The 18,156-nt window shown below is 67.5% G+C and carries 18 protein-coding genes and 2 tRNA genes; 5 read left to right on the forward strand and 15 right to left on the reverse strand.

Translation table 11 applies throughout. The annotated features are described in order from the left end of the window. Positions 1–117: 117 nt before the first annotated feature. Both L687_RS40150 and tdh read right to left on the reverse strand, forming a co-directional pair. Positions 118–1,296: a glycine C-acetyltransferase gene (locus L687_RS40150; protein ID WP_021201500.1), complete on the reverse strand. Its 1,179-nt coding sequence runs from the start codon at positions 1,294–1,296 to the stop codon at positions 118–120. Beyond that, on the reverse strand, positions 1,296–2,339 hold the full coding sequence (gene tdh, locus L687_RS40155; RefSeq protein WP_031208257.1) for an L-threonine 3-dehydrogenase: 1,044 nt from the start codon (positions 2,337–2,339) through the stop codon (positions 1,296–1,298). The genes L687_RS40150 and tdh overlap by 1 nt, the downstream gene beginning before the upstream one ends. A gap of 82 nt (positions 2,340–2,421) precedes the next feature. Between tdh and L687_RS40160 the strand changes: the two genes are divergently transcribed. From L687_RS40160 to L687_RS0122185, 3 genes are read left to right on the forward strand one after another with little or no spacing between them, the layout of a single operon-like run. Then, positions 2,422–3,339, forward strand: a complete 918-nt coding sequence (locus L687_RS40160; RefSeq protein WP_029258194.1) for a LysR family transcriptional regulator — start codon at positions 2,422–2,424, stop codon at positions 3,337–3,339. Positions 3,340–3,371: 32 nt separating this feature from the next. Beyond that, the gene (locus L687_RS40165) at positions 3,372–5,438 is read left to right on the forward strand and encodes a M3 family metallopeptidase (protein ID WP_021201503.1); all 2,067 of its coding nucleotides are present in this window, start codon (positions 3,372–3,374) and stop codon (positions 5,436–5,438) included. A 4-nt stretch (positions 5,439–5,442) separates the two neighbouring features. Then, complete coding sequence (locus L687_RS0122185; protein WP_021201504.1) at positions 5,443–5,940, forward strand: GyrI-like domain-containing protein; 498 nt, start codon at positions 5,443–5,445, stop codon at positions 5,938–5,940. A gap of 13 nt (positions 5,941–5,953) precedes the next feature. Here the strand turns inward: L687_RS0122185 and L687_RS40170 are convergent, their stop codons facing one another. From L687_RS40170 to L687_RS40220, 11 genes are all read right to left on the reverse strand, one after another. After that, positions 5,954–6,508 carry an NUDIX hydrolase gene (locus L687_RS40170; protein WP_021201505.1) on the reverse strand — a complete coding sequence of 185 codons (555 nt, stop codon included), beginning with the start codon at positions 6,506–6,508 and terminating at the stop codon, positions 5,954–5,956. After that, positions 6,505–7,773 carry an ATP-dependent Clp protease ATP-binding subunit ClpX gene (clpX, locus tag L687_RS40175; protein WP_021201506.1) on the reverse strand — a complete coding sequence of 423 codons (1,269 nt, stop codon included), beginning with the start codon at positions 7,771–7,773 and terminating at the stop codon, positions 6,505–6,507. The genes L687_RS40170 and clpX overlap by 4 nt, the downstream gene beginning before the upstream one ends. Positions 7,774–7,950: 177 nt before the next feature. Next, positions 7,951–8,802: an aldehyde dehydrogenase family protein gene (locus L687_RS40180; protein WP_021201507.1), complete on the reverse strand. Its 852-nt coding sequence runs from the start codon at positions 8,800–8,802 to the stop codon at positions 7,951–7,953. Continuing rightward, the gene (locus tag L687_RS40185) at positions 8,799–10,241 is read right to left on the reverse strand and encodes an aldehyde dehydrogenase family protein (protein WP_021201508.1); all 1,443 of its coding nucleotides are present in this window, start codon (positions 10,239–10,241) and stop codon (positions 8,799–8,801) included. The genes L687_RS40180 and L687_RS40185 overlap by 4 nt, the downstream gene beginning before the upstream one ends. 13 nt (positions 10,242–10,254) lie before the next feature. Beyond that, positions 10,255–11,256, reverse strand: a complete 1,002-nt coding sequence (gene deoC / locus L687_RS40190; RefSeq protein ID WP_021201509.1) for a deoxyribose-phosphate aldolase — start codon at positions 11,254–11,256, stop codon at positions 10,255–10,257. Beyond that, a complete protein-coding gene (locus tag L687_RS40195; protein ID WP_021201510.1) occupies positions 11,253–12,188 on the reverse strand; it encodes a sugar-binding transcriptional regulator in 936 nt (311 codons plus the stop codon). The genes deoC and L687_RS40195 overlap by 4 nt, the downstream gene beginning before the upstream one ends. Before the next feature lie 152 nt (positions 12,189–12,340). After that, complete coding sequence (locus L687_RS40200; RefSeq protein WP_021201511.1) at positions 12,341–12,982, reverse strand: ATP-dependent Clp protease proteolytic subunit; 642 nt, start codon at positions 12,980–12,982, stop codon at positions 12,341–12,343. Positions 12,983–13,002: 20 nt separating this feature from the next. Then, positions 13,003–13,599, reverse strand: a complete 597-nt coding sequence (locus L687_RS40205) for an ATP-dependent Clp protease proteolytic subunit (protein ID WP_017830295.1) — start codon at positions 13,597–13,599, stop codon at positions 13,003–13,005. 81 nt (positions 13,600–13,680) lie between these two features. Beyond that, positions 13,681–14,175 carry a tetratricopeptide repeat protein gene (locus L687_RS40210; protein WP_021201512.1) on the reverse strand — a complete coding sequence of 165 codons (495 nt, stop codon included), beginning with the start codon at positions 14,173–14,175 and terminating at the stop codon, positions 13,681–13,683. 70 nt (positions 14,176–14,245) lie between these two features. Next, entirely contained in the window at positions 14,246–15,751 is a 1,506-nt protein-coding gene (gene tig, locus L687_RS40215) for a trigger factor (protein WP_021201513.1), read from the reverse strand. Between the two features lie 63 nt (positions 15,752–15,814). Then, positions 15,815–15,888 (reverse strand) — tRNA-Pro (locus L687_RS40220). 109 nt (positions 15,889–15,997) lie between these two features. On the opposite strand from L687_RS40220, the gene L687_RS40225 reads away from it, so the two are divergent. Next, positions 15,998–16,068 (forward strand) — tRNA-Gly (locus L687_RS40225). Between the two features lie 142 nt (positions 16,069–16,210). Then, complete coding sequence (locus tag L687_RS40230) at positions 16,211–17,440, forward strand: hypothetical protein (protein ID WP_021201514.1); 1,230 nt, start codon at positions 16,211–16,213, stop codon at positions 17,438–17,440. Between the two features lie 70 nt (positions 17,441–17,510). Here L687_RS40230 and L687_RS40235 read toward each other — a convergent pair whose 3' ends face one another. Then, a complete protein-coding gene (locus L687_RS40235; protein ID WP_017830291.1) occupies positions 17,511–17,864 on the reverse strand; it encodes an RNA polymerase-binding protein RbpA in 354 nt (117 codons plus the stop codon). Further along, positions 17,864–18,112, reverse strand: a complete 249-nt coding sequence (gene secG / locus L687_RS40240) for a preprotein translocase subunit SecG (protein WP_017202783.1) — start codon at positions 18,110–18,112, stop codon at positions 17,864–17,866. Before secG ends, L687_RS40235 begins: the two co-directional genes overlap by 1 nt. Positions 18,113–18,156 lie beyond the last annotated feature (44 nt).

The following is an 18,156-nucleotide window of genomic DNA, read 5'->3' on the forward strand; positions in this document are numbered from 1 at the left end:
GCAAAGATACCCTTGCAAAGATTTCTTTGCAAGGGTATCTTTGCAACTAGCCCCGGTTCTGTCGCAGGGTCAGGTGCAGGGCCCGTCGCAGGGTCAGTTGCAGGGTCAGTTGCAGGGTCAGTCGACGACAGCGCGTGCGGCGACGAAGGCCTCCACGCAGCGCTCGACCTGCTCGGGTGTGTGAGCCGCCGACAGCTGCACGCGGATCCGCGCCAGCCCGCGCGGCACGACGGGGAAGCTGAATGCGGTCACGTACACGCCGCGCTCCTGCATCTCCCTGGCGATCCTCGCCGTCTTCGCCGCATCGCCGAACATGACGGGCACGATGGGGTGCTCCCCGGGGAGCAGGTCGAATCCCTCGGCGGTCATGCGCTCGCGGAACAGGGAGGCATTGCGGCGCAGACGCGCACGAAGGTCGGCGGACCCCTCGACGAGATCGAGGGCGGTCAGGGTTCCGGCCACGATCGCGGGAGCGAGTGTGTTCGAGAACAGATAGGGACGAGAGCGCTGACGCAGCAGGGCCACGATCTCGGCGTGCGAGGCGACGTACCCGCCCGATGCACCGCCCAGCGCCTTGCCGAACGTCCCGGTGTAGATGTCGACGCGATCGGCGACCCCGCACAGCTCCGGCGTCCCCCGACCGTTCTCCCCCACGAAGCCGACGGCATGCGAGTCGTCGACGAAGACCAGTGCGTCATAGCGCTCGGCCAAGTCGCAGATCTCGGCGAGCGGCGCGATGTACCCATCCATCGAGAACACGCCGTCCGTCACGATCACCCGGAACCGGGCCTTTTCCGCCGCCTTCAGCTGCTCTTCGAGATCGCTCATGTCGCGGTTTCGATAGCGAAGCCTCTGCGCCTTCGAGAGCCGGATCCCGTCGATGATCGACGCATGGTTCAGCTCGTCCGAGATGATGGCGTCCTCGGCGGAGAAGAGCGTCTCGAACACGCCGCCATTCGCGTCGAAGCATGACGAGTACAGGATGGCTTCGTCCGTGCCGAGGAAGTCGGCGAGCCGACGCTCCAGCTCGAGGTGCTGCTCCTGGGTGCCGCAGATGAAGCGCACGCTCGCAAGCCCATAGCCCCATTCCTGCAAGGCCGTCGTCGCCGCGTCGAGGATGCGCGGGTCGTCGGCGAGCCCGAGGTAGTTGTTGGCGCAGAAGTTCAGCACCTCTGCGCCGTCGGCGGTGATCTCCGCGTTCTGGGGGCCGCGGATGCCGCGCTCATGCTTGGTGAGCCCGGCCTCCTCGATGCCCGCCAGCTCATCCGACACATGCTTCTGAAAAGTCCCGTACATCACAGCTCCGTCCAGTCGAGGATGATCTTGCCTGTTCCCGCCGACTCGGCCGCGGCGAATCCGTGTTCCCAGTCGCGAGCGGGGACCACCTCCGCGATCACGCGGCCGATGGCGTCCCGCAGGGAGGCGCTGGTCTGCAGCATCGCTCCCATCGCGTTCCACGTCTCGAACATCTCGCGCCCGTAGATGCCCTTGATCGTGAGCATGTGGGTGACGAGCTTGCCCCAGTCGATGCCGAATCCCGCGCTCGGCAGACCCAGCATCGCGATGCGACCGCCGTGGTTCATGTTGTCGATCATGGCGGGGAGGGCCGACGGCGCACCGCTCATCTCGAATCCGATGTCGAAGCCCTCCCGCATGCCGAGCGCCTGTTGCGCTTCGCGGATGTCGCGGACCGAGACGTCGACGACCTCGTCGGCGCCCATCCGGCGGGCCATCTCCAGACGCGGCGCGCTGACGTCCGTCGCCGTGATGAACCGTGCTCCCGCATGCCGGGCGACGGCGATCGCCATCAGCCCGATGGGTCCGCAGCCGGTGACGAGCACGTCCTCTCCGACGAGTGGGTAGGTGAGCGCTGTGTGCACGGCATTGCCCAGGGGATCGAAGATGGCCCCCAGCTCGGGGGTCACTTCCGAGTGATGGACCCAGACGTTCGCCGCGGGCAGCACGAGGTACTCCGCGAAGGCGCCGTCGCGCTGCAGACCGAGACCGATCGTGCGGATGCACATCTGGCGGCGACCCGCTCGACAGTTGCGACAGGTGCCGCAGACGATGTGTCCTTCGCCGGAGACCCGATCGCCGACGGCGATGTCGCGCACGCCAGGGCCGACCTCCACGACCTCCCCGTAGAACTCGTGGCCGGGGATCAGCGGTGCGGCGATCGCGGACGCCGCCCATTCGTCCCAGCGGAGGATGTGCAGATCGGTGCCGCAGATCCCCGTGCGCAGCACGCGGATGACGACGTCGTCAGTTCCGGCGGTCGGGTCGGGGCGCTCGACGAGCTCGAGTCCCGCACCGGCTGCGGCTTTGAACAGTGCCTTCATGATCTCGATCACACCGCACCTGACGTTGTAGAACAATCGGCATCGTCTGCACCGTCGATGTAGCGAGATCTACACTGTGGTCGTGGAACTCCATCAACTGCAGATCCTGAGGGAGCTCGGCGCCCTCGGCAGCGTGACCGCCGTGGCCGACGCGCTCAGAGTCACTCCGTCTGCGGTGTCCCAGCAACTCGCAGCCCTGCAGAGGGGTGTTCCGACACCGCTGACACGCCGGATCGGCCGGACCCTCGCCCTTACGCCCGCCGGTGAAGTGCTGGCGACGGCCGGCGCCGAGGCGATCGACGCGATGGCCGCAGCACGGCATGCCCTCGACGAGTTCGAGGGAGCCGCGACGGGAGTCGTGAGCATCAGCGGATTCCACAGCGTCGGGCAGGCCCTGTTCGGCGCGCTGGTGCGGGTACTGGCGTCCGCAGAGGATGCGCCGACGGTCCAGCTCACCGACGAGGATGTCGCGCAGAGCGAGTTCCCCGCGCTCACCGCCCGCTACGACCTCGTGCTCGCGCACCGCATGGAGCACTCCGACCCCTGGCCCACGCAAGGCGTGCGCAGTCTCACCCTCATACGTGAGCCCCTCGATGTCGCCGTCTCGATCTCCCACCCTCTCGCCGGCCGCGCCAGCCTCACTCCGGCCGACGTCGCAGGACAGAGATGGGTCACCAGTCGCATCGGCTACTCCCCCGACGATGTCCTTCGTGCGGTGTCGGCCGTCGCCCACCACCCTGTCGACATCCAGCACCGCATCAACGACTACGGCGCGGTGTCGGCGGTCGTGGCGGCAGGTGGGGTGATCGGAATGCTGCCGCGCTTCACCTCACGGAGCGTCGATGATCGCGAGATCGTGCGGATCCCGCTCGAGGGGGTGAGCACGCACCGGATGATCGATCTGCTCGCCCGCCCGGAGACCCTGCGTCGTCGATCGGTCCGCGTGGTGGTGGAAGCGCTGCGCGGAGTGATGACGCGCCTGAGCGAGGACGGTTCCTGAGCCTGGACAGCCGGGGTGGATAGGCTCGGAGGATGACCGACGCCACGAATCCGCTGCTGCAGCCGTCGACGCTCCCCTACGGCCTCCCGGACTACGGCGCGATCCGGCCCGAGCACTACCTCCCCGCGTTCCAGGCGGGTTTCGAGGAGCAGCGTCGCGAGATCGCGCGCATCACCATGGTGCGCTCGATGCCGACGTTCGAGAACACGCTTGAGGCGCTGGAACGATCCGGCGAGCTCCTCGACCGCGTGGCGCACACCTTCTATACCGTGAGTTCGGCCGATGCGACGCCCGAGATCCAGGCGATCGATGAGCAGCTGGCACCGCTCATGGCCGCGCATCAGGACGCGATCACGCTCGACGGCCAGCTCTACTGGCGGGTGCAGCACGTGTACGACCAGCGTGACTCCCTGGATCTCGACCCTGAGCAGCGCTACCTGGTGGAGCGCCACCACCGCGAGATGACCCACGCGGGTGCGGGTCTCGACGACGAGGCCAAGGCGCAGCTGACCGCACTGAACCAGAAGCTCTCGACGCTGACGAACACGTTCGAACGCAACCTCCTGAACGACACCAACGACCTCGCCGTGGTCTTCGACACCGCCGACGAGCTCGACGGGCTGAGCGCGGGAGAGCTGTCAGCCGCCGCGCGCGCGGCAGCGGACAGGGGCCTCGACGGCAGGTACCTGATCACCCTGCCGCTCTTCACCGGGCATCCTGCACTGGCACAGCTGCGCGTACGGGAGTCGAGGCGGCGCATCATGGCCGCCTCGCTCGCGCGCGGATCCCGGGACAATGCCAACGACAACCGAGGGGTGCTCCTCGAGATCGTGCGGTTGCGGGCGGAACGCGCCACACTGCTCGGCTACGACTCGCACGCCGCCTACATCACCGCCGACGAGACCGCTGGAACTCCGGATGCCGTCGAAGAGATGCTCCGTCGCCTCGCAGCCCCGTCCGCGCGCAACGCCCGTGCCGAGCACGCGGCCCTCCAGGCGATCGTCGACGAGACCGAGGCAGCACCCTTCCCGGTCGAGGCGCATGACTGGGCTTTCTACACCGAACGAGTGCGTACAGCCAGGTACGACATCGACTCCAGTGCGCTGCGCCCCTGGTTCGAGGCAGAGCGCGTCCTGCAGGAAGGTGTCTTCTTCGCGGCGACCCGACTCTACGGCGTCACCTTCTCCGAGCGAGACGACCTCGCCGCGTACCATCCCGGCGCACGCGTGTTCGAGGTGCGCGATGAGGACGGCACCGCGGTCGGCCTGTACGTGCTCGATCTGTACACCCGGGACTCGAAGCGTGGCGGCGCGTGGATGAACGCGATCGTGAGCCAATCGCGCCTGCGCGGCACGGCTCCCGTCGTCGTCAACAACCTGAACGTGCCGCTTCCGGGAGATGGCGAGCCGACGTTGCTGACTCTCGATGAGGTGACCACGCTGTTCCACGAGTTCGGGCATGCGCTGCACGGACTCTTCGCGACCGTGACCTACCCACACTTCGCCGGGACGAATGTGTTCCGCGACTTCGTGGAGTTCCCGAGCCAGGTCAACGAGATGTGGATCCTGTGGCCTGAGGTGCTCGACAACTACGCACGCCACCACGAGACCGGTGCGCCGCTCGACCCCGCGATCGTGGAGCGCCTGCGAGCGACCGAGACGTTCGACCAGGGGCATGCCACCAGCGAGTATCTGGCGGCGGCCTGGTTGGATCAGGCCTGGCATCGCCTCGGCACCGACGTGCAGGTCACCGACGTCGCCGCGTTCGAGGCTGCCGCATTGGCGGACATCGGCCTGGACGACTCGGCCGTCCCGACACGGTACTCGTCGACGTACTTCGCCCACGTCTTCTCCGGCGGGTACAGCGCGGGCTACTACTCGTACATCTGGAGCGAGGTGCTCGACGCCGACACGGTCGAGTGGTTCCGCACGAACGGCGGCCTCACCCGGGGCAACGGCGACCGGTTCCGTCGGCGTCTGCTCGGGGTGGGCGGCTCGAAGGATCCGCTCGACGCCTACCGCGACTTCCGTGGCCGCGATGCCGAGATCGAACCGCTCCTGAAGCGCCGTGGACTGGGCGACGGAGTCGTGAGACTCTGAGCGCATGAACGCATTCCCTGAGTCCCCATTCGGTCCCGCGGACCGCCTCGACCTCGACGCCGTCCCCCTCGCGGTGATCCGCCACAACGGCATCCGTCTGGCCGACATCCAGGAGGCATTCGACGCCGGCTACTCGGCGATCGCGCTCACCTTCGCCGGAGACGTGCTGGTCCCGACCGGCCCCGCGCTCGCGATCTATCACGGAGATCCGATGGACGTCTTCGACCTCGAACTCGGCTTCCCCGTGCAGACTCCCCCGGAGAACCCGATCCCCACGGCCAGCGGGCGCGTCATCGTCGCCTCAAGGCTGCCCGCGGGCCCTGCGGTCGCGACGACCCTGTTCGGCTCCTACGAGGAGCTCGGCGGCGCCTGGGGTGGTCTCGTCGAGCGTGCAGGCGCCCAGGGGCTCCGTCCCGGCGGCGTCTGGATCGAGATCTACGTGTCCGACCCGAGCACCACCCCGTCAGAGCTGCGCACCGATCTCGTCATGCCGACCGCCTGAGGTCATCAGACGTCTACGGGATCGGCGGGACGCATCGTCCGAGCTGCTCCATCGCTTTGTACCAGGTGAGCTGGTGGTAGCTCTGCGAGAGGCGGTCGCCGAGTCCGTCCAGTGACAGCACGTGCACGGCGATCGACTCGCTGTCGTCGAGCGACTGCTCCGCGATGCGCGTGCATCCGCGAGCGAGGAAGTGATGCACGCGGTTGGTGTGGTTGCCGAAGTTCGCCCACGTCGCACCGAGGTCGATGAGCTCATCTGCCACGAAGCCCGTCTCCTCCAGGAGTTCGCGGGCGGCCGCATCCTCCGGAGCCTCGCCAGGCTCTACTCCCCCGCCGATCGTGCCGAGCGCCACGACGCGGGCACCGTGCCGATATTCCTCCACCAGGATGGCATCGTCGTTCCGGTCGAGGGCGAGGACCGAGATCCAATCGCCGTACTCCAGCACGTAGTACGGGGCTATCGAGCGCCCGCTCACGTCTTCGCAGCTGTCCTCATGCAGTCGGATCCATCGGTCGGCGACGAGAGTCTTCCTCGCCACCGTCTTCCAGGGAACCGGCTCCGCGCTCATGCGCTCTTGCGCTTGCGCTCCATCACGATCGTCGGCGGTGCGCCTTCATCGACGGCTGCACGGGTGACGATGACCTTGGCGACGTCCTCCGCCGAGGGGATCTCGAACATGATGGGTCCGAGCACGTCCTCCAGGATCGCCCGGAGTCCACGGGCACCGGTCTTGCGTTCGACGGCCAGGTCGGCGATGGATCGCAGCGCATCTTCTTCGAACTCGAGCTGCACGCCGTCGATCTCGAACATGCGCTGGTACTGCTTCACCAGCGCATTGCGCGGCCCGGTGAGGATGTCGATCAATGCATCCTGGTCGAGCGGCGACACATTGGTGACGACCGGCAGACGCCCGATGAACTCGGGGATCAGCCCGAACTTGTGCAGGTCTTCCGGGAGCACCTCGCTGAACAGGTCGAGGTCCTTGCCCTTGTCGTGCAGCGGGGCACCGAAGCCGATGCCGTGCTTGCCGACGCGCGCCGACACGATGTCTTCGAGACCGGCGAAGGCCCCGGCGACGATGAACAGCACGTTGGACGTATCGATCTGCAGGAACTCCTGATGCGGGTGCTTGCGACCGCCCTGCGGAGGGACCGAGGCGACCGTGCCCTCGATGATCTTCAGGAGGGCCTGCTGCACGCCCTCGCCCGAGACGTCGCGGGTGATCGACGGGTTCTCGGCCTTGCGGGCGATCTTGTCGACCTCGTCGATGTAGATGATGCCCTGCTCGGCGCGCTTGACGTCGTAGTCCGCGGCCTGGATGAGCTTGAGGAGGATGTTCTCGACGTCTTCTCCGACGTAGCCGGCCTCGGTCAGCGCCGTGGCGTCGGCGACCGCGAAGGGGACGTTGAGACGCTTCGCGAGCGTCTGCGCGAGGTAGGTCTTGCCGCAGCCGGTCGGCCCGATGAGCAGGATGTTGCTCTTGGCGATCTCGACCTCTTCGGCCTTCTGCTCGGCCGTCTGCAGGGTGCCGTGTGCCCGCACCCGCTTGTAGTGGTTGTAGACGGCGACGGCGAGAGCGCGCTTGGCGGGCTCCTGCCCGACCACGTACTCCTCGAGGAAGGCGAAGATCTCACGCGGCTTCGGGAGCTCGAACTCGGCGACCCCGTCTGCGGACGACTCGGCCATCCGCTCTTCGATGATCTCGTTGCACAGCTCGACGCACTCGTCGCAGATGTACACGCCGGGGCCGGCGATGAGCTGCTGGACCTGCTTCTGACTCTTTCCGCAGAAAGAGCATTTGAACAGGTCAGCGCTTTCACCGATGCGGGCCATGCGCGTCCTCCTAGGGGGGATCAGAGATCGTTCTTCGAGCCTAACCTCTGCATACGACACCGGGCCGCATTGAGGGCATTCGACATCGGATCGCGAAACGATGAAGGGGCCGGGAGCCTTCAGCTGCCCGGTCGTGGGCGAAGGCTCCCGACCCCCTTCATGAGGTCGTCAGAACGGTCAGACCATGCTCTTGGTGTGCCAGACGGTCTTCACCTCGGTGAAGGCACCGATCCGCTCCGGCGAGGCGACGACGTCTCCCGGGGCGAGCACCCGCTTGAGCGTCTCCGCCGCGGCGATCTGCATGTCGACCCAGTCGAGAGCGCCGGCTCCGGCCAGGTCGAGAGCGTTCACGTCCTGGTGCGAAGCCAGCCACGGAGCGATCTCCGCGGGCGAACCCGTCAGCACGTTCACGACTCCGCCCGGGACGTCGCTGGTGGCGAGGACCTCGGCGAGGCTGATGGCCGAGAGCGGGTGCTGCTCGCTCGCGACGACCACAACCGTGTTCCCGGCGACCAGAGCCGGAGCCACGACCGACACCAGACCGAGCAGCGCCGAGTCCTGCGGGGCGACGATCGCCACGACACCGGTCGGCTCTGGCACGGAGATGTTGAAGTACGGCCCCGACACGGGGTTCGCGTTGCCCGCCACCTGTGCGTACTTGTCGCACCATCCGGCGTACCAGACCCAGAGGTCGATAGCTTCATCGACCTGCGAGGCCGCGGCCGCGGACGACACGCCCTCCTGAGCCGCGATCTCGTCGATGAACTGCGCGCGACGCCCCTCCAGCACCTCCGCGACGCGGTACAGGACCTGGCCGCGGTTGTAGGCGGTCGCACCGGACCAGCCCTTGACGGCGGATCGGGCGGCGACCACGGCGTCGCGGGCGTCCTTGCGGGAGCCCTTCGCGGCGTTCGCGAGGAAGGCCCCCTTCGGCGTGAGCACCTCGTACGTGCGGCCGGACTCGCTCCGCGGGAAGGCCCCGCCGATCGCCAGCTTGTACGTCTTCGGAACAGTCAGTCGCTTGCTCATGCTGCGGCTCCCTTGAGGTAGGCGGTGAGACCCTGGCGACCGCCCTCGCGGCCGAATCCGGACTCCTTGTACCCGCCGAACGGGCTCGACGGGTCGAAGCGGTTGAAGGTGTTGGCCCAGATCACGCCGGCACGCAGGCGGTCAGCCACAGCGAGGATGCGCGATCCCTTGTCGGACCAGATCCCGGCGGAGAGACCGTAGGGCGTGTTGTTCGCCTTCGCGATCGCCTCGGCGGGCGTGCGGAAGGTGAGCACCGAGAGCACCGGGCCGAAGACCTCGTCGCGGGCGATGCGATGCGATGCCTCGACACCGGTGAAGATGGTGGGTGCGAACCAGAAACCCTGCTCCGGAATGGCGCAGTCCGCGGTCCAGCGCTCGGCGCCCTCGGCCTCGCCGATGTCGCTGAGCTCGCGGATACGGGCCAGCTGCGCAGCGGAGTTGATCGCACCGATGTCGGTGTTCTTGTCGAGGGGGTCGCCCAGACGCAGGGTCGACAGACGCGTCTTGAGCCTGTCGACGACCTCGTCGTGGATCGACTCCTGCACGAGCAGACGACTGCCGGCGCAGCACACGTGACCCTGGTTGAAGAAGATCCCGTTCACGATGCCTTCGACCGCCTGGTCGATGGGGGCGTCGTCGAAGACGATGTTCGCAGCTTTCCCGCCGAGCTCCAGCGTCAGCTTCTTGTGGGTGCCTGCCACGGCCCGTGCGATGTCACGGCCGACACCGGTTGAACCGGTGAAGGCGACCTTGTCGACGTCGGGGTGGCGCACGAGGGTGGAACCGGTGGCTCCGGCACCCGTCACGATGTTCACGACACCCGCCGGCAGGTCGGCCTGCTGCAGGATCTCCGCGAAGATCAGCGCCGTGAGGGGCGTGGTCTCTGCGGGCTTGAGCACGACCGTGTTGCCCGCGGCGAGGGCGGGAGCGATCTTCCACGCCAGCATCAGCAGAGGGAAGTTCCAGGGGATGATCTGACCGGCGACGCCCAGCGCGCGGGGGTCGGCGCCGAGACCCGCATGGTCGAGCTTGTCCGCCCAGCCCGCGTAGTAGAAGAACCAGGAGGCGACGAGCGGCACGTCGACGTCACGGCTCTCCTTGATCGGCTTGCCGTTGTCGAGGCTCTCGGCGACGGCGAGCTCGCGAGCGCGCTCCTGCACGAGGCGGGCGATGCGGAAGAGGTACTTCCCACGGTCGCGACCGCTCATCTTCGACCAGGTCTTCTCGTAGGCACGACGGGCGGCGGCGACCGCGCGGTCGACATCCTCGTCGCTGGCCGAGGCGATCTCGGCGATGTGCTTCTCCGTCGCCGGCGAGATCGTGTGGAACGGGGTGCCGGAACCGTCGACGAACTCGCCGTCGATGAACAGGCCGTAGCTGTCCTTGAGGTTCAGGATCGCGGTGGACTCCGGTGCGGGAGCGTATTCCAGAAATGACATGTTCGTCTTCCCGTCAGTCGATCGTGACGTAGTCGGGGCCCGAGTAGTGGCCGGAGCTGAGCTTCTGACGCTGCAGGAGCACATCGTTGAGGAGGCTGGATGCGCCGAACCGGAAGAGGTGCGGCTGCAACCACTCCTCGCCCACCGTCTCGGCGACGGTCACCAGGTACTTCACCGCGTCCTTCGAGGAGCGGATGCCACCGGCCGGCTTCACGCCGATCTTCTCGCCGGTGCCGCGGTGCCAGTCACGCACGGTCTCCAGCATGAGAAGAGTCGTCGGAAGCGTCGCGGCGGGCTGCACCTTTCCGGTCGAGGTCTTGATGAAGTCCCCTCCCGCCAGGATGCCCAGCCACGAGGCGCGCTTGATGTTGTCGTAGGTGTTCAGCTCGCCGGTCTCCAGGATCACCTTGAGCGAGGCGTATGAACCGTCCTCGCGACGGCATGCTTCCTTGACCTGGGCGATCTGGTCGAACACGAGGCCGTAGCGGCCGGAGAGGAAAGCCCCACGGTCGATGACCATGTCGATCTCGTCGGCTCCGGCGGCGACCGCCTCAGCGGTGTCGGCGAGCTTGATCGCGAGAGACGAGCGCCCGCTCGGGAACGCCGTGGCCACCGCGGCGACGGAGATCATTCCGTCGTCGGGGTCGCCGTGCAGGCCGCCGAGCGCGACGACGGCGTCGCCGACCATGTCGCCATAGACGCAGACCGCGGCGACCCGTGGAGTCGAGGGGTCTGCGGCGTCGGGGGTCTTCGCCTTGGCGACGAGCGAGCGCACCTTGCCAGGGGTGTCCGCACCCTCGAGCGTCGTGAGGTCGATCAGCTTGATGATCGTGTCGAGGGCCCACGCCTTCGAGGTGGTCTTGATGGAGCGGGTGCCGAGCCCGGCAGCGCGCTGCTCGAGACCGACGGCATCCACACCGGGGAGTCCGTGCAGGAAACGTCGGAGGGTGGCGTCGTCGGGCTCTCCGCCCAGAACGTCCACCGCCGTCCTGCGGCTGAGTTCTTTGGTCGTCACTGTTCCTCCAACAATGCTCGTGCTGTGGTCTCATCGGTCACCAGAACGCCGCACAGGCCGCTGGTGACCACGGTTCGTGCGATGTCGTGCTTGGCGGGGCCCGCCGTGACGAAGATCGCGCGGGCGGCTCCGCGCAGACGATCGAGCGAGACGCCGACCGTTCGCGCATCGAGCTGCGAATCGACGATGTTCCCCTCGGCGTCGACGTAGCGGCCGAGAACGTCTCCGACGGCGCCGCGACGCGCGAGCTCTTCCACGTCCTCAGCGCTGAGGTAGCCGTTCTCGACGTGCGCGGATGAAGCGTCGCACGGCCCTGCGGTGAACAGGAATGCCTGCGCCTCCGCTGCTTCTTCGAGCACGGCAGCGACGGTGCGGTCGGACTCGATCGCCTGCTTCGTCTCCACACGCTCGAGGATGGCCGGGCTCGGCAGCAGCGAGACCTGGCCAGACGCGCGCTGAGCGATCGTGACAGCGAGGCCTGCCGCCCCGCCGGAGCGCCGATTCAGGCTCACTCCCCCGTTGAGCTGCACGACCGTCACGCCGTTCGCCCATCCATCCGGGAGCGCCTCGGCGACGGCGCGGAGCGTGCGCCCCCAGCTCACCCCGAGTGTGCGGGGCACCGGCCGCAGTGCGGTCAGGAAGTCGGCGGCGGCCTGCGCCACCCGCTCGAGCGTGCCGTCATCGCCTTCCGGGGCCGGCACGACGACGGCGTCCGTCAGTCCGAATCGGTCGACCAGAAGCCGCTCGAGGCCGAGCCTGCGGGCGCGGGGATGCACGATCTCGATGCGCACGATGCCGCGTTCGCGAGCCTGCGTCAGCAGGCGGCCGACCTTCCAGCGGGAGATCTTGAGGAGTCCGCCGATCTCGTCCTGGGTCTTGTCCTCGTCGTAGTACAGCTCGGCGACGCGAACCATGAGCAGATCTTCTTCCACGGCATCCTCCTTCCTCTCCCAGAGTAGGCCCTCATCAGCGTTCGCGCATCATGATGCTCATATGCGCAATCGAGCGTGGGGGCTCTGCACATCCGCCGGGCACGACGAAGGGCGCCCGTCGTGATGACGGACGCCCTTCGGGATCGATCGGGTCAGACGCGCTTGCGCGTCGTGAGGACCTGGTCGACGATGCCGTACTCCAGTGCCTGTGCGGCGGAGAGGATGTTGTCGCGATCGATGTCGCGGTTCACCTGCTCCGGCGTGCGCTTCGTGTGGCCGGCGAGGGTCTCCTCGAGCCAGGTCCGCATGCGGAGGATCTCCGCGGCCTGGATCTCGATGTCGGAGGCCTGGCCGTGGCCCGCCTCGCCCATCGCGGGCTGGTGGATCAGCACGCGGGCGTTCGGGAGCGCGAGGCGCTTGCCCGGCGCGCCGGCCGCGAGCAGCACGGCCGCAGCGGAGGCCGCCTGGCCGAGCACGACGGTCTGGATCTGCGGTGCGACGTACTGCATCGTGTCGTAGATCGCCGTCATCGCGGTGAACGAACCACCGGGCGAGTTGATGTACATGGTGATGTCGCGCTCGGCATCCTGGCTCTCCAGGACGAGGAGCTGCGCCATGACATCGTCGGCCGACGCGTCATCGACCTGCACGCCGAGGAAGATCACGCGGTCTTCGAACAGCTTGTTGTACGGGTCCTGGCGCTTGAATCCGTAGGCGGTGCGCTCCTCGAACTGCGGGAGCACGTAGCGGCTGGAAGGCAGGTCACCGGCTGAGCGGAAGGTGGGTGTGTACATGAGCGTCCTTTCGCTTTCCGTTACTCGGTGTCCTGGTCGGTTCCGCCGCCGCCGATGACGTCGGAGGCCGATTCGCGGATGTGGTCGACGAAGCCGTACTCGAGCGCTTCCTCGGCGGTGAACCAGCGGTCGCGGTCACCATCGGCGTTGATCTGCTCGACCGACTTGCCGGTCTGCGCCGCCGTGATCTCCGCGAGGCGGTTCTTCATCGACATGATGAGCTGCGCCTGGGTCTGGATGTCGCTCGACGTGCCGCCGAAGCCGCCGTGCGGCTGGTGCAGCAGCACCCGGGCGTTGGGCGTGATGTAGCGCTTGCCCTTGGTGCCGGCGGTCAGCAGCAGCTGACCCATCGATGCGGCCATTCCGATGCCGACCGTGACGATGTCGTTCGGCACGAACTGCATCGTGTCGTAGATCGCCATGCCCGCGGTGATCGAACCGCCGGGCGAGTTCACGTAGAGGTAGATGTCTCGCTCGGAGTCTTCTGCGGCGAGAAGAAGGATCTTCGCGCAGATCTCGTTCGCGTTCTCGTCGCGCACCTCCGACCCCAGCCAGATGATGCGGTCCTTCAGCAACCTGTCGAAGACGCTCGTTGCGAGGAGGGGTTCTGCAGCCATGTCAGCTCCTGATTCCGTGTTTCAGTGATTCGAATCTACCGGCGACAACGCGGCACCCAGGCCGTGTTCGCCGTCGGCATATCAGGTGTCGGCGTCCGCGATCTCGCGGGCATACGCCGTCATCGACCGGTGGTAGCGCGGCAGATGCGGGACCAGGGCGAGCAGCGCCACCGAGAGACCCTGCGCCGGTCGCCCCGCGCTTGCGAGGATGAGGGCGTGCACGCACGCGATGGCGTCACGGTAGGGACCGTCGGCCGACAGCTGCTCCTCGGCGCGGATCACGGCGAGGGCCTCGTCGTATTCGCCCAGATTCCGCAGCGAGCTCGCCATCTGGATCACGCATTGCGGGCGATGCTCAGCATCCAACCCCAATGCCAGCGCGCGCCGATACAGAACGATGGCTTCCGCGGGCCTTCCCGCGGAATCCCGCGCGCCCGCGCGTTCGAACTCGGCGCGGGCGTCACCTGCTCCGCGCTCGGCGGCGAGGGCGTCGATGCGGGCGATGGTGTCGTCACCGACCTCCTCACCCGTCGCGTCGTCCCACACCTCGTCGATGCGCTCATCCCACGTCTTCATGATTGCCCTCCCTGGATGGAAAAGAGGGCGGATGCCGCAGCACCCGCCCTCTTCACTGGATCGTGTCCGATCACTCGGCCTTGTCGGCCGCCTTCTTGGCCGGAGCCTTCTTGGCCGGAGCCTTCTCAGCCGGAGCCTTCTTGGCGGCGGGCTTCTTGGCAGCCGGCTTCTCGGCCTCGTCAGCGTCATCGGCCTTCTTGACCGGAGCCTTCTTGGCGGCGGGCTTCTTGGCCGGAGCCTTCTTGGCCGGCTTCTCCTCGGCGTCGGTGGACTCGGCGTCGGTGGACTCCGCCTCGTCGTCGGTGACGATGAAGTCGGACAGATCGACGGCCTTGCCATTGCTGTCGACGACCTTCACCTTGCCGAGCGCGATCGCGAGGGCCTTGTTGCGCGCGACCTCTCCGACGAGCGCCGGGAGCTGGTTCGAGGACTGCAGCGCCTCGACGAACTCCTGCGGAGCCATGCCGTACTGCGCAGCCGACTGGATGAGGTACTGGCTGAGCTCTTCCTGCGAGACCTGCACATCGGCCTGCTCGGCGATCGTGTCGAGGAGCACCTGCGTGCGGAACTGCTTCTCGCTCGCCTCGGTGACCTCGGCGCGGTGCACCTCGTCCTCGAGACGGCCTTCGCCTTCGAGGTGGTTGTGCACCTCGTCCTCGATGAGCTGCGGCGGAACGGGGATCTCGATCTGCTCGAGCAGCACCTCGACGAGCTTGTCGCGCGCGGCGGAACCCTGCGTGAAGACGCCCTGCTGAGCGACGCGCTCGGCCAGGCTCTCGCGGAGCTCGGCGATCGTGTCGAACTCGCTCGCGATCTGCGCGAAGTCGTCGTCGGCCTCGGGGAGCTCGCGCTCCTTGACGGCCTTGACGGTCACGGAGACCTCGGCCTCGGAGCCGGCGTGGTCGCCACCGACGAGAGCGGAGCGGAAGGTGGTGTCCTCACCGGCGGTGAGCGACTCGATCGCGTCGTCGATGCCCTCGAGCAGCTCGCCGGAGCCGATCTCGTAGGAGACGCCCTCGGCGCGGTCGATCTCGGCACCGTCGATCGTGGCGACGAGGTCGAGCTCGACGAAGTCGCCCTTGGCGGCCGGACGGTCGACCGGGACCAGCGTGCCGAAGCGCGCGCGCATGTTGTCGAGCTCGGCGTCGAGCGCGGCGTCATCGGCCTCGACGGCGTCGACCGTCACGGTGATGCCGTCGTAGGAGGGCAGCTCGATCTCGGGGCGGACATCCACCTCGATGTCGACGAGCAGGTCACCCGAGAAATCCTTCTCGTTCGGCCACTGCGTGATGTCGGCAGCCGGGCGACCGACGACGCGCAGCTTGTGCTCGACCGTCGCCTCGCGGAAGAACTTGTCCAGGCCCTCGTTGACGGCGTGCTCGATGACGGCGCCACGACCGATGCGCTGGTCGATGATCGGAGCCGGGACCTTGCCCTTGCGGAAGCCGGGGATCTGCACGTCCTGAGCGATGTGCTCGTACGCGTGAGCGATGCTGGGCTTGAGGTCTTCCGGGGTGACCGTGATGGTGAGCTTGACCCGGGTCGGGGTCAGCTTCTCGACGGTGCTGTTCGCCATGCTGGTGTGTTCTCCTTGTGATTTCCGCTTCGATTCGCGGCTGTAAGGTCCGTGGGGGCTGTGTCGGGGCGACAGGAGTTGAACCTGCGACCTCCCGCTCCCAAAGCGGGCGCTCTACCAAACTGAGCTACGCCCCGGGGAATCCGCACGCGGATTCAGCCCCACCGAGTCTAACGGACCGGAGCATGCGCCAGAGTCCGGTATAGTCGATGAGTCGGTACCGAACCTTTCCGAAGGTCCGGATCCGGGGCTGTAGCTTAGTGGTAAAGCCTTAGTCTTCCAAACTAATGATGCGGGTTCGATTCCCGTCAGCCCCTCCGCTCGAGAAGGCTCCCACCATCGGTGGGGGCCTTCTCGCATTCCCCGTGACCTTCTCCGGCTCGCGTCCGCCCGTCGAATACGCTGTCAGCATCGCTGCACGCAGTCTCCGACCGGAAGGCATCATCGAATGGGCACGACGTGACCGACCGGCCCCCTTTCCAGACCGCGACAGGCACGGCGCCGCTCCCGGGCGGGCACGTGCTGCCCGTCCTGCTCTCCGCCGGTCCCCCCACTGCTGCTTCATCGCCGCGACGGAAGAAGCACACGGGCGTGGTCCTCGGACTGCTCGGCGGAGCGGCCGTGATCGCAGGGCTGGCACTCGCTCAGGTGACGGCGAACCTCGGGTACGACAACGCGCTGTCGCGATACGGGAGCACCGCCGAGGCCACGTCGACCACGAAGACGCAGGTCCGTGAGGAGATCGCGGGCCTCCGTGCGGTCACCGGGGCGGCGGAACAGATCCTCGCCCGAGGAAACCAGCCGATCGCGGTGCCCGAGGAGGTCCAGGCGGGGCTCGCCTCAGCGCTCGCCGACGGCACCACCGCCGCCTCCGAGGCCGACGCCGTGGTCGCGACCGAGATCGCCGGGGTGGGCACGAAACCGGGCTGGTTCTGGGAACTGTTCGGCGCCACGTCGGAGCTGGAACAGCGACGGCACGATCTCGACGTGCTGTCCGATGAGCTCGCTGTCGCCTCCGCGGAGACGGCAGACACGCAGGAGGCTGTGGTGGAGAGTGGGTTGGCCGTGATCAACGCCGCCGGTGCGGCCGCTCCGGCGTTCGAGGCCGCGCACCTCTCCGCCCGCAACGAGGCCGTGATCGCCCTGCGCGACGCGGCCGCCGAAGCAATCGCCGCGACGATGGTGGATGAGGATGCGGCGACCGCCTACGTCTCCCTGCAGGACGCGGCCGCGCGGGTCGTCGCCACCGAGGGCGAGGAACTGGCGGAGAAGTCGGGCCCGCTGTTGAACGCGCGGCTCGAGATCGAGGCCTTCGCGCGGTCCCTCGCTCCCGGCGTGCTCCTCGACTTCGACTGGTCGCCGGTCGTGAGCGGGGCCGGCTACAACGGCAGCATGGGCGGGTACACCACCTGGTGGTGGGGAGAATCCGGGCGCGCGACGATCGAGCTCTCGAACTCGGTCGCGGAGCAGTGGCCCTCGACACGGAGCAAGGCGCTCGTCGCCCATGAGGTGGGGCACGCGATCAGCGTGAAGTGCCAGAGCATGTACGACTCGTCCACCCAGGACAGCATCGAGAAGTGGGCGACCGCGTGGGCCATCAGCATGGGCTACACCGACGACGCCAACGGGGTGTGGGCGTACGGCTATCCCCCGCAGAACTACATCGACGCCGCAGCGGGCTGCCGCTGAAGACGGTGTCAGGGTACGGAAGAAGCCGCCGCGATGACTCGCGGCGGCTTCTTCGATGGTCAGACCGAGGTCACTGGCCCCGGCGCTCGCGCAGCTGCGTGAGCGCGTCGTCCAGAAGCTGGACGGCTTCCTCGTCGGTACGACGCTCCTTCACGTAGGCGAGGTGCGTCTTGTACGGCTCCGCCTTCGCGAGCGCAGGAGGATTCTCCTTGTCGCGGCCGGCAGGAAGACCCGATTGCGGGTGATCGATCGTTTCCGGGATCTCCTCTTCGGGGAGACCGGCGGCGAAGTAGCGCACGGTCTCGTTGCCGAGACCGTCCCAGTACGAGACTGCGATGCGGTCGGCGTGATAACCGTGGTCCTGCTCGCCCATGGGGCCCGAGCCGACACGGGTGCCGCGGATCGCGTTTCCACCGGTAGCCATCAGATGACCTCGAATTTCGTGATGAGGCCCAGCGCGACGATGGAGACGAACCACGTCAGAGCCAGGACGACGGTGAAGCGGTTCAGGTTCCGCTCCGCGAGCCCGGAAGAGCCGACCGCTGAGGTCATGCCTCCACCGAACATGTCGGACAGGCCACCGCCGCGGCCTTTGTGCAAGAGGATGAGGAGGGTCAGCAGAACGCTGGTGATGCCCAGCACGACCTGCAGGACGAACTCGAGAATTGCCACGAGAAAGAGCCTTTCGCTGGGGCCGGAGCGCCCCCGTAACGGTC

Source organism: Microbacterium maritypicum MF109 (assembly GCF_000455825.1).
Classification (GTDB): domain Bacteria; phylum Actinomycetota; class Actinomycetes; order Actinomycetales; family Microbacteriaceae; genus Microbacterium; species Microbacterium maritypicum_A.

Excerpts from the sequence above, each read along its gene's own strand:
- tdh (WP_031208257.1), bottom strand. The coding sequence starts at position 2,339 with ATGAAGGCACTGTTCAAAGCCGCAGCCGGTGCGGGACTCGAGCTCGTC.
- L687_RS40185 (WP_021201508.1), bottom strand. The coding sequence starts at position 10,241 with ATGTCATTTCTGGAATACGCTCCCGCACCGGAGTCCACCGCGATCCTG.
- L687_RS40235 (WP_017830291.1), bottom strand. The coding sequence starts at position 17,864 with ATGGCTACCGGTGGAAACGCGATCCGCGGCACCCGTGTCGGCTCGGGC.
- L687_RS40200 (WP_021201511.1), bottom strand. The coding sequence starts at position 12,982 with ATGTACACACCCACCTTCCGCTCAGCCGGTGACCTGCCTTCCAGCCGC.
- L687_RS0122185 (WP_021201504.1), top strand. The coding sequence starts at position 5,443 with ATGAACGCATTCCCTGAGTCCCCATTCGGTCCCGCGGACCGCCTCGAC.
- L687_RS40210 (WP_021201512.1), bottom strand. The coding sequence starts at position 14,175 with ATGAAGACGTGGGATGAGCGCATCGACGAGGTGTGGGACGACGCGACG.
- tig (WP_021201513.1), bottom strand. The coding sequence starts at position 15,751 with ATGGCGAACAGCACCGTCGAGAAGCTGACCCCGACCCGGGTCAAGCTC.
- L687_RS40150 (WP_021201500.1), bottom strand. The coding sequence starts at position 1,296 with ATGTACGGGACTTTTCAGAAGCATGTGTCGGATGAGCTGGCGGGCATC.
- clpX (WP_021201506.1), bottom strand. The coding sequence starts at position 7,773 with ATGGCCCGCATCGGTGAAAGCGCTGACCTGTTCAAATGCTCTTTCTGC.
- L687_RS40180 (WP_021201507.1), bottom strand. The coding sequence starts at position 8,802 with ATGAGCAAGCGACTGACTGTTCCGAAGACGTACAAGCTGGCGATCGGC.
- L687_RS40165 (WP_021201503.1), top strand. The coding sequence starts at position 3,372 with ATGACCGACGCCACGAATCCGCTGCTGCAGCCGTCGACGCTCCCCTAC.
- L687_RS40205 (WP_017830295.1), bottom strand. The coding sequence starts at position 13,599 with ATGGCTGCAGAACCCCTCCTCGCAACGAGCGTCTTCGACAGGTTGCTG.
- L687_RS40170 (WP_021201505.1), bottom strand. The coding sequence starts at position 6,508 with ATGAGCGCGGAGCCGGTTCCCTGGAAGACGGTGGCGAGGAAGACTCTC.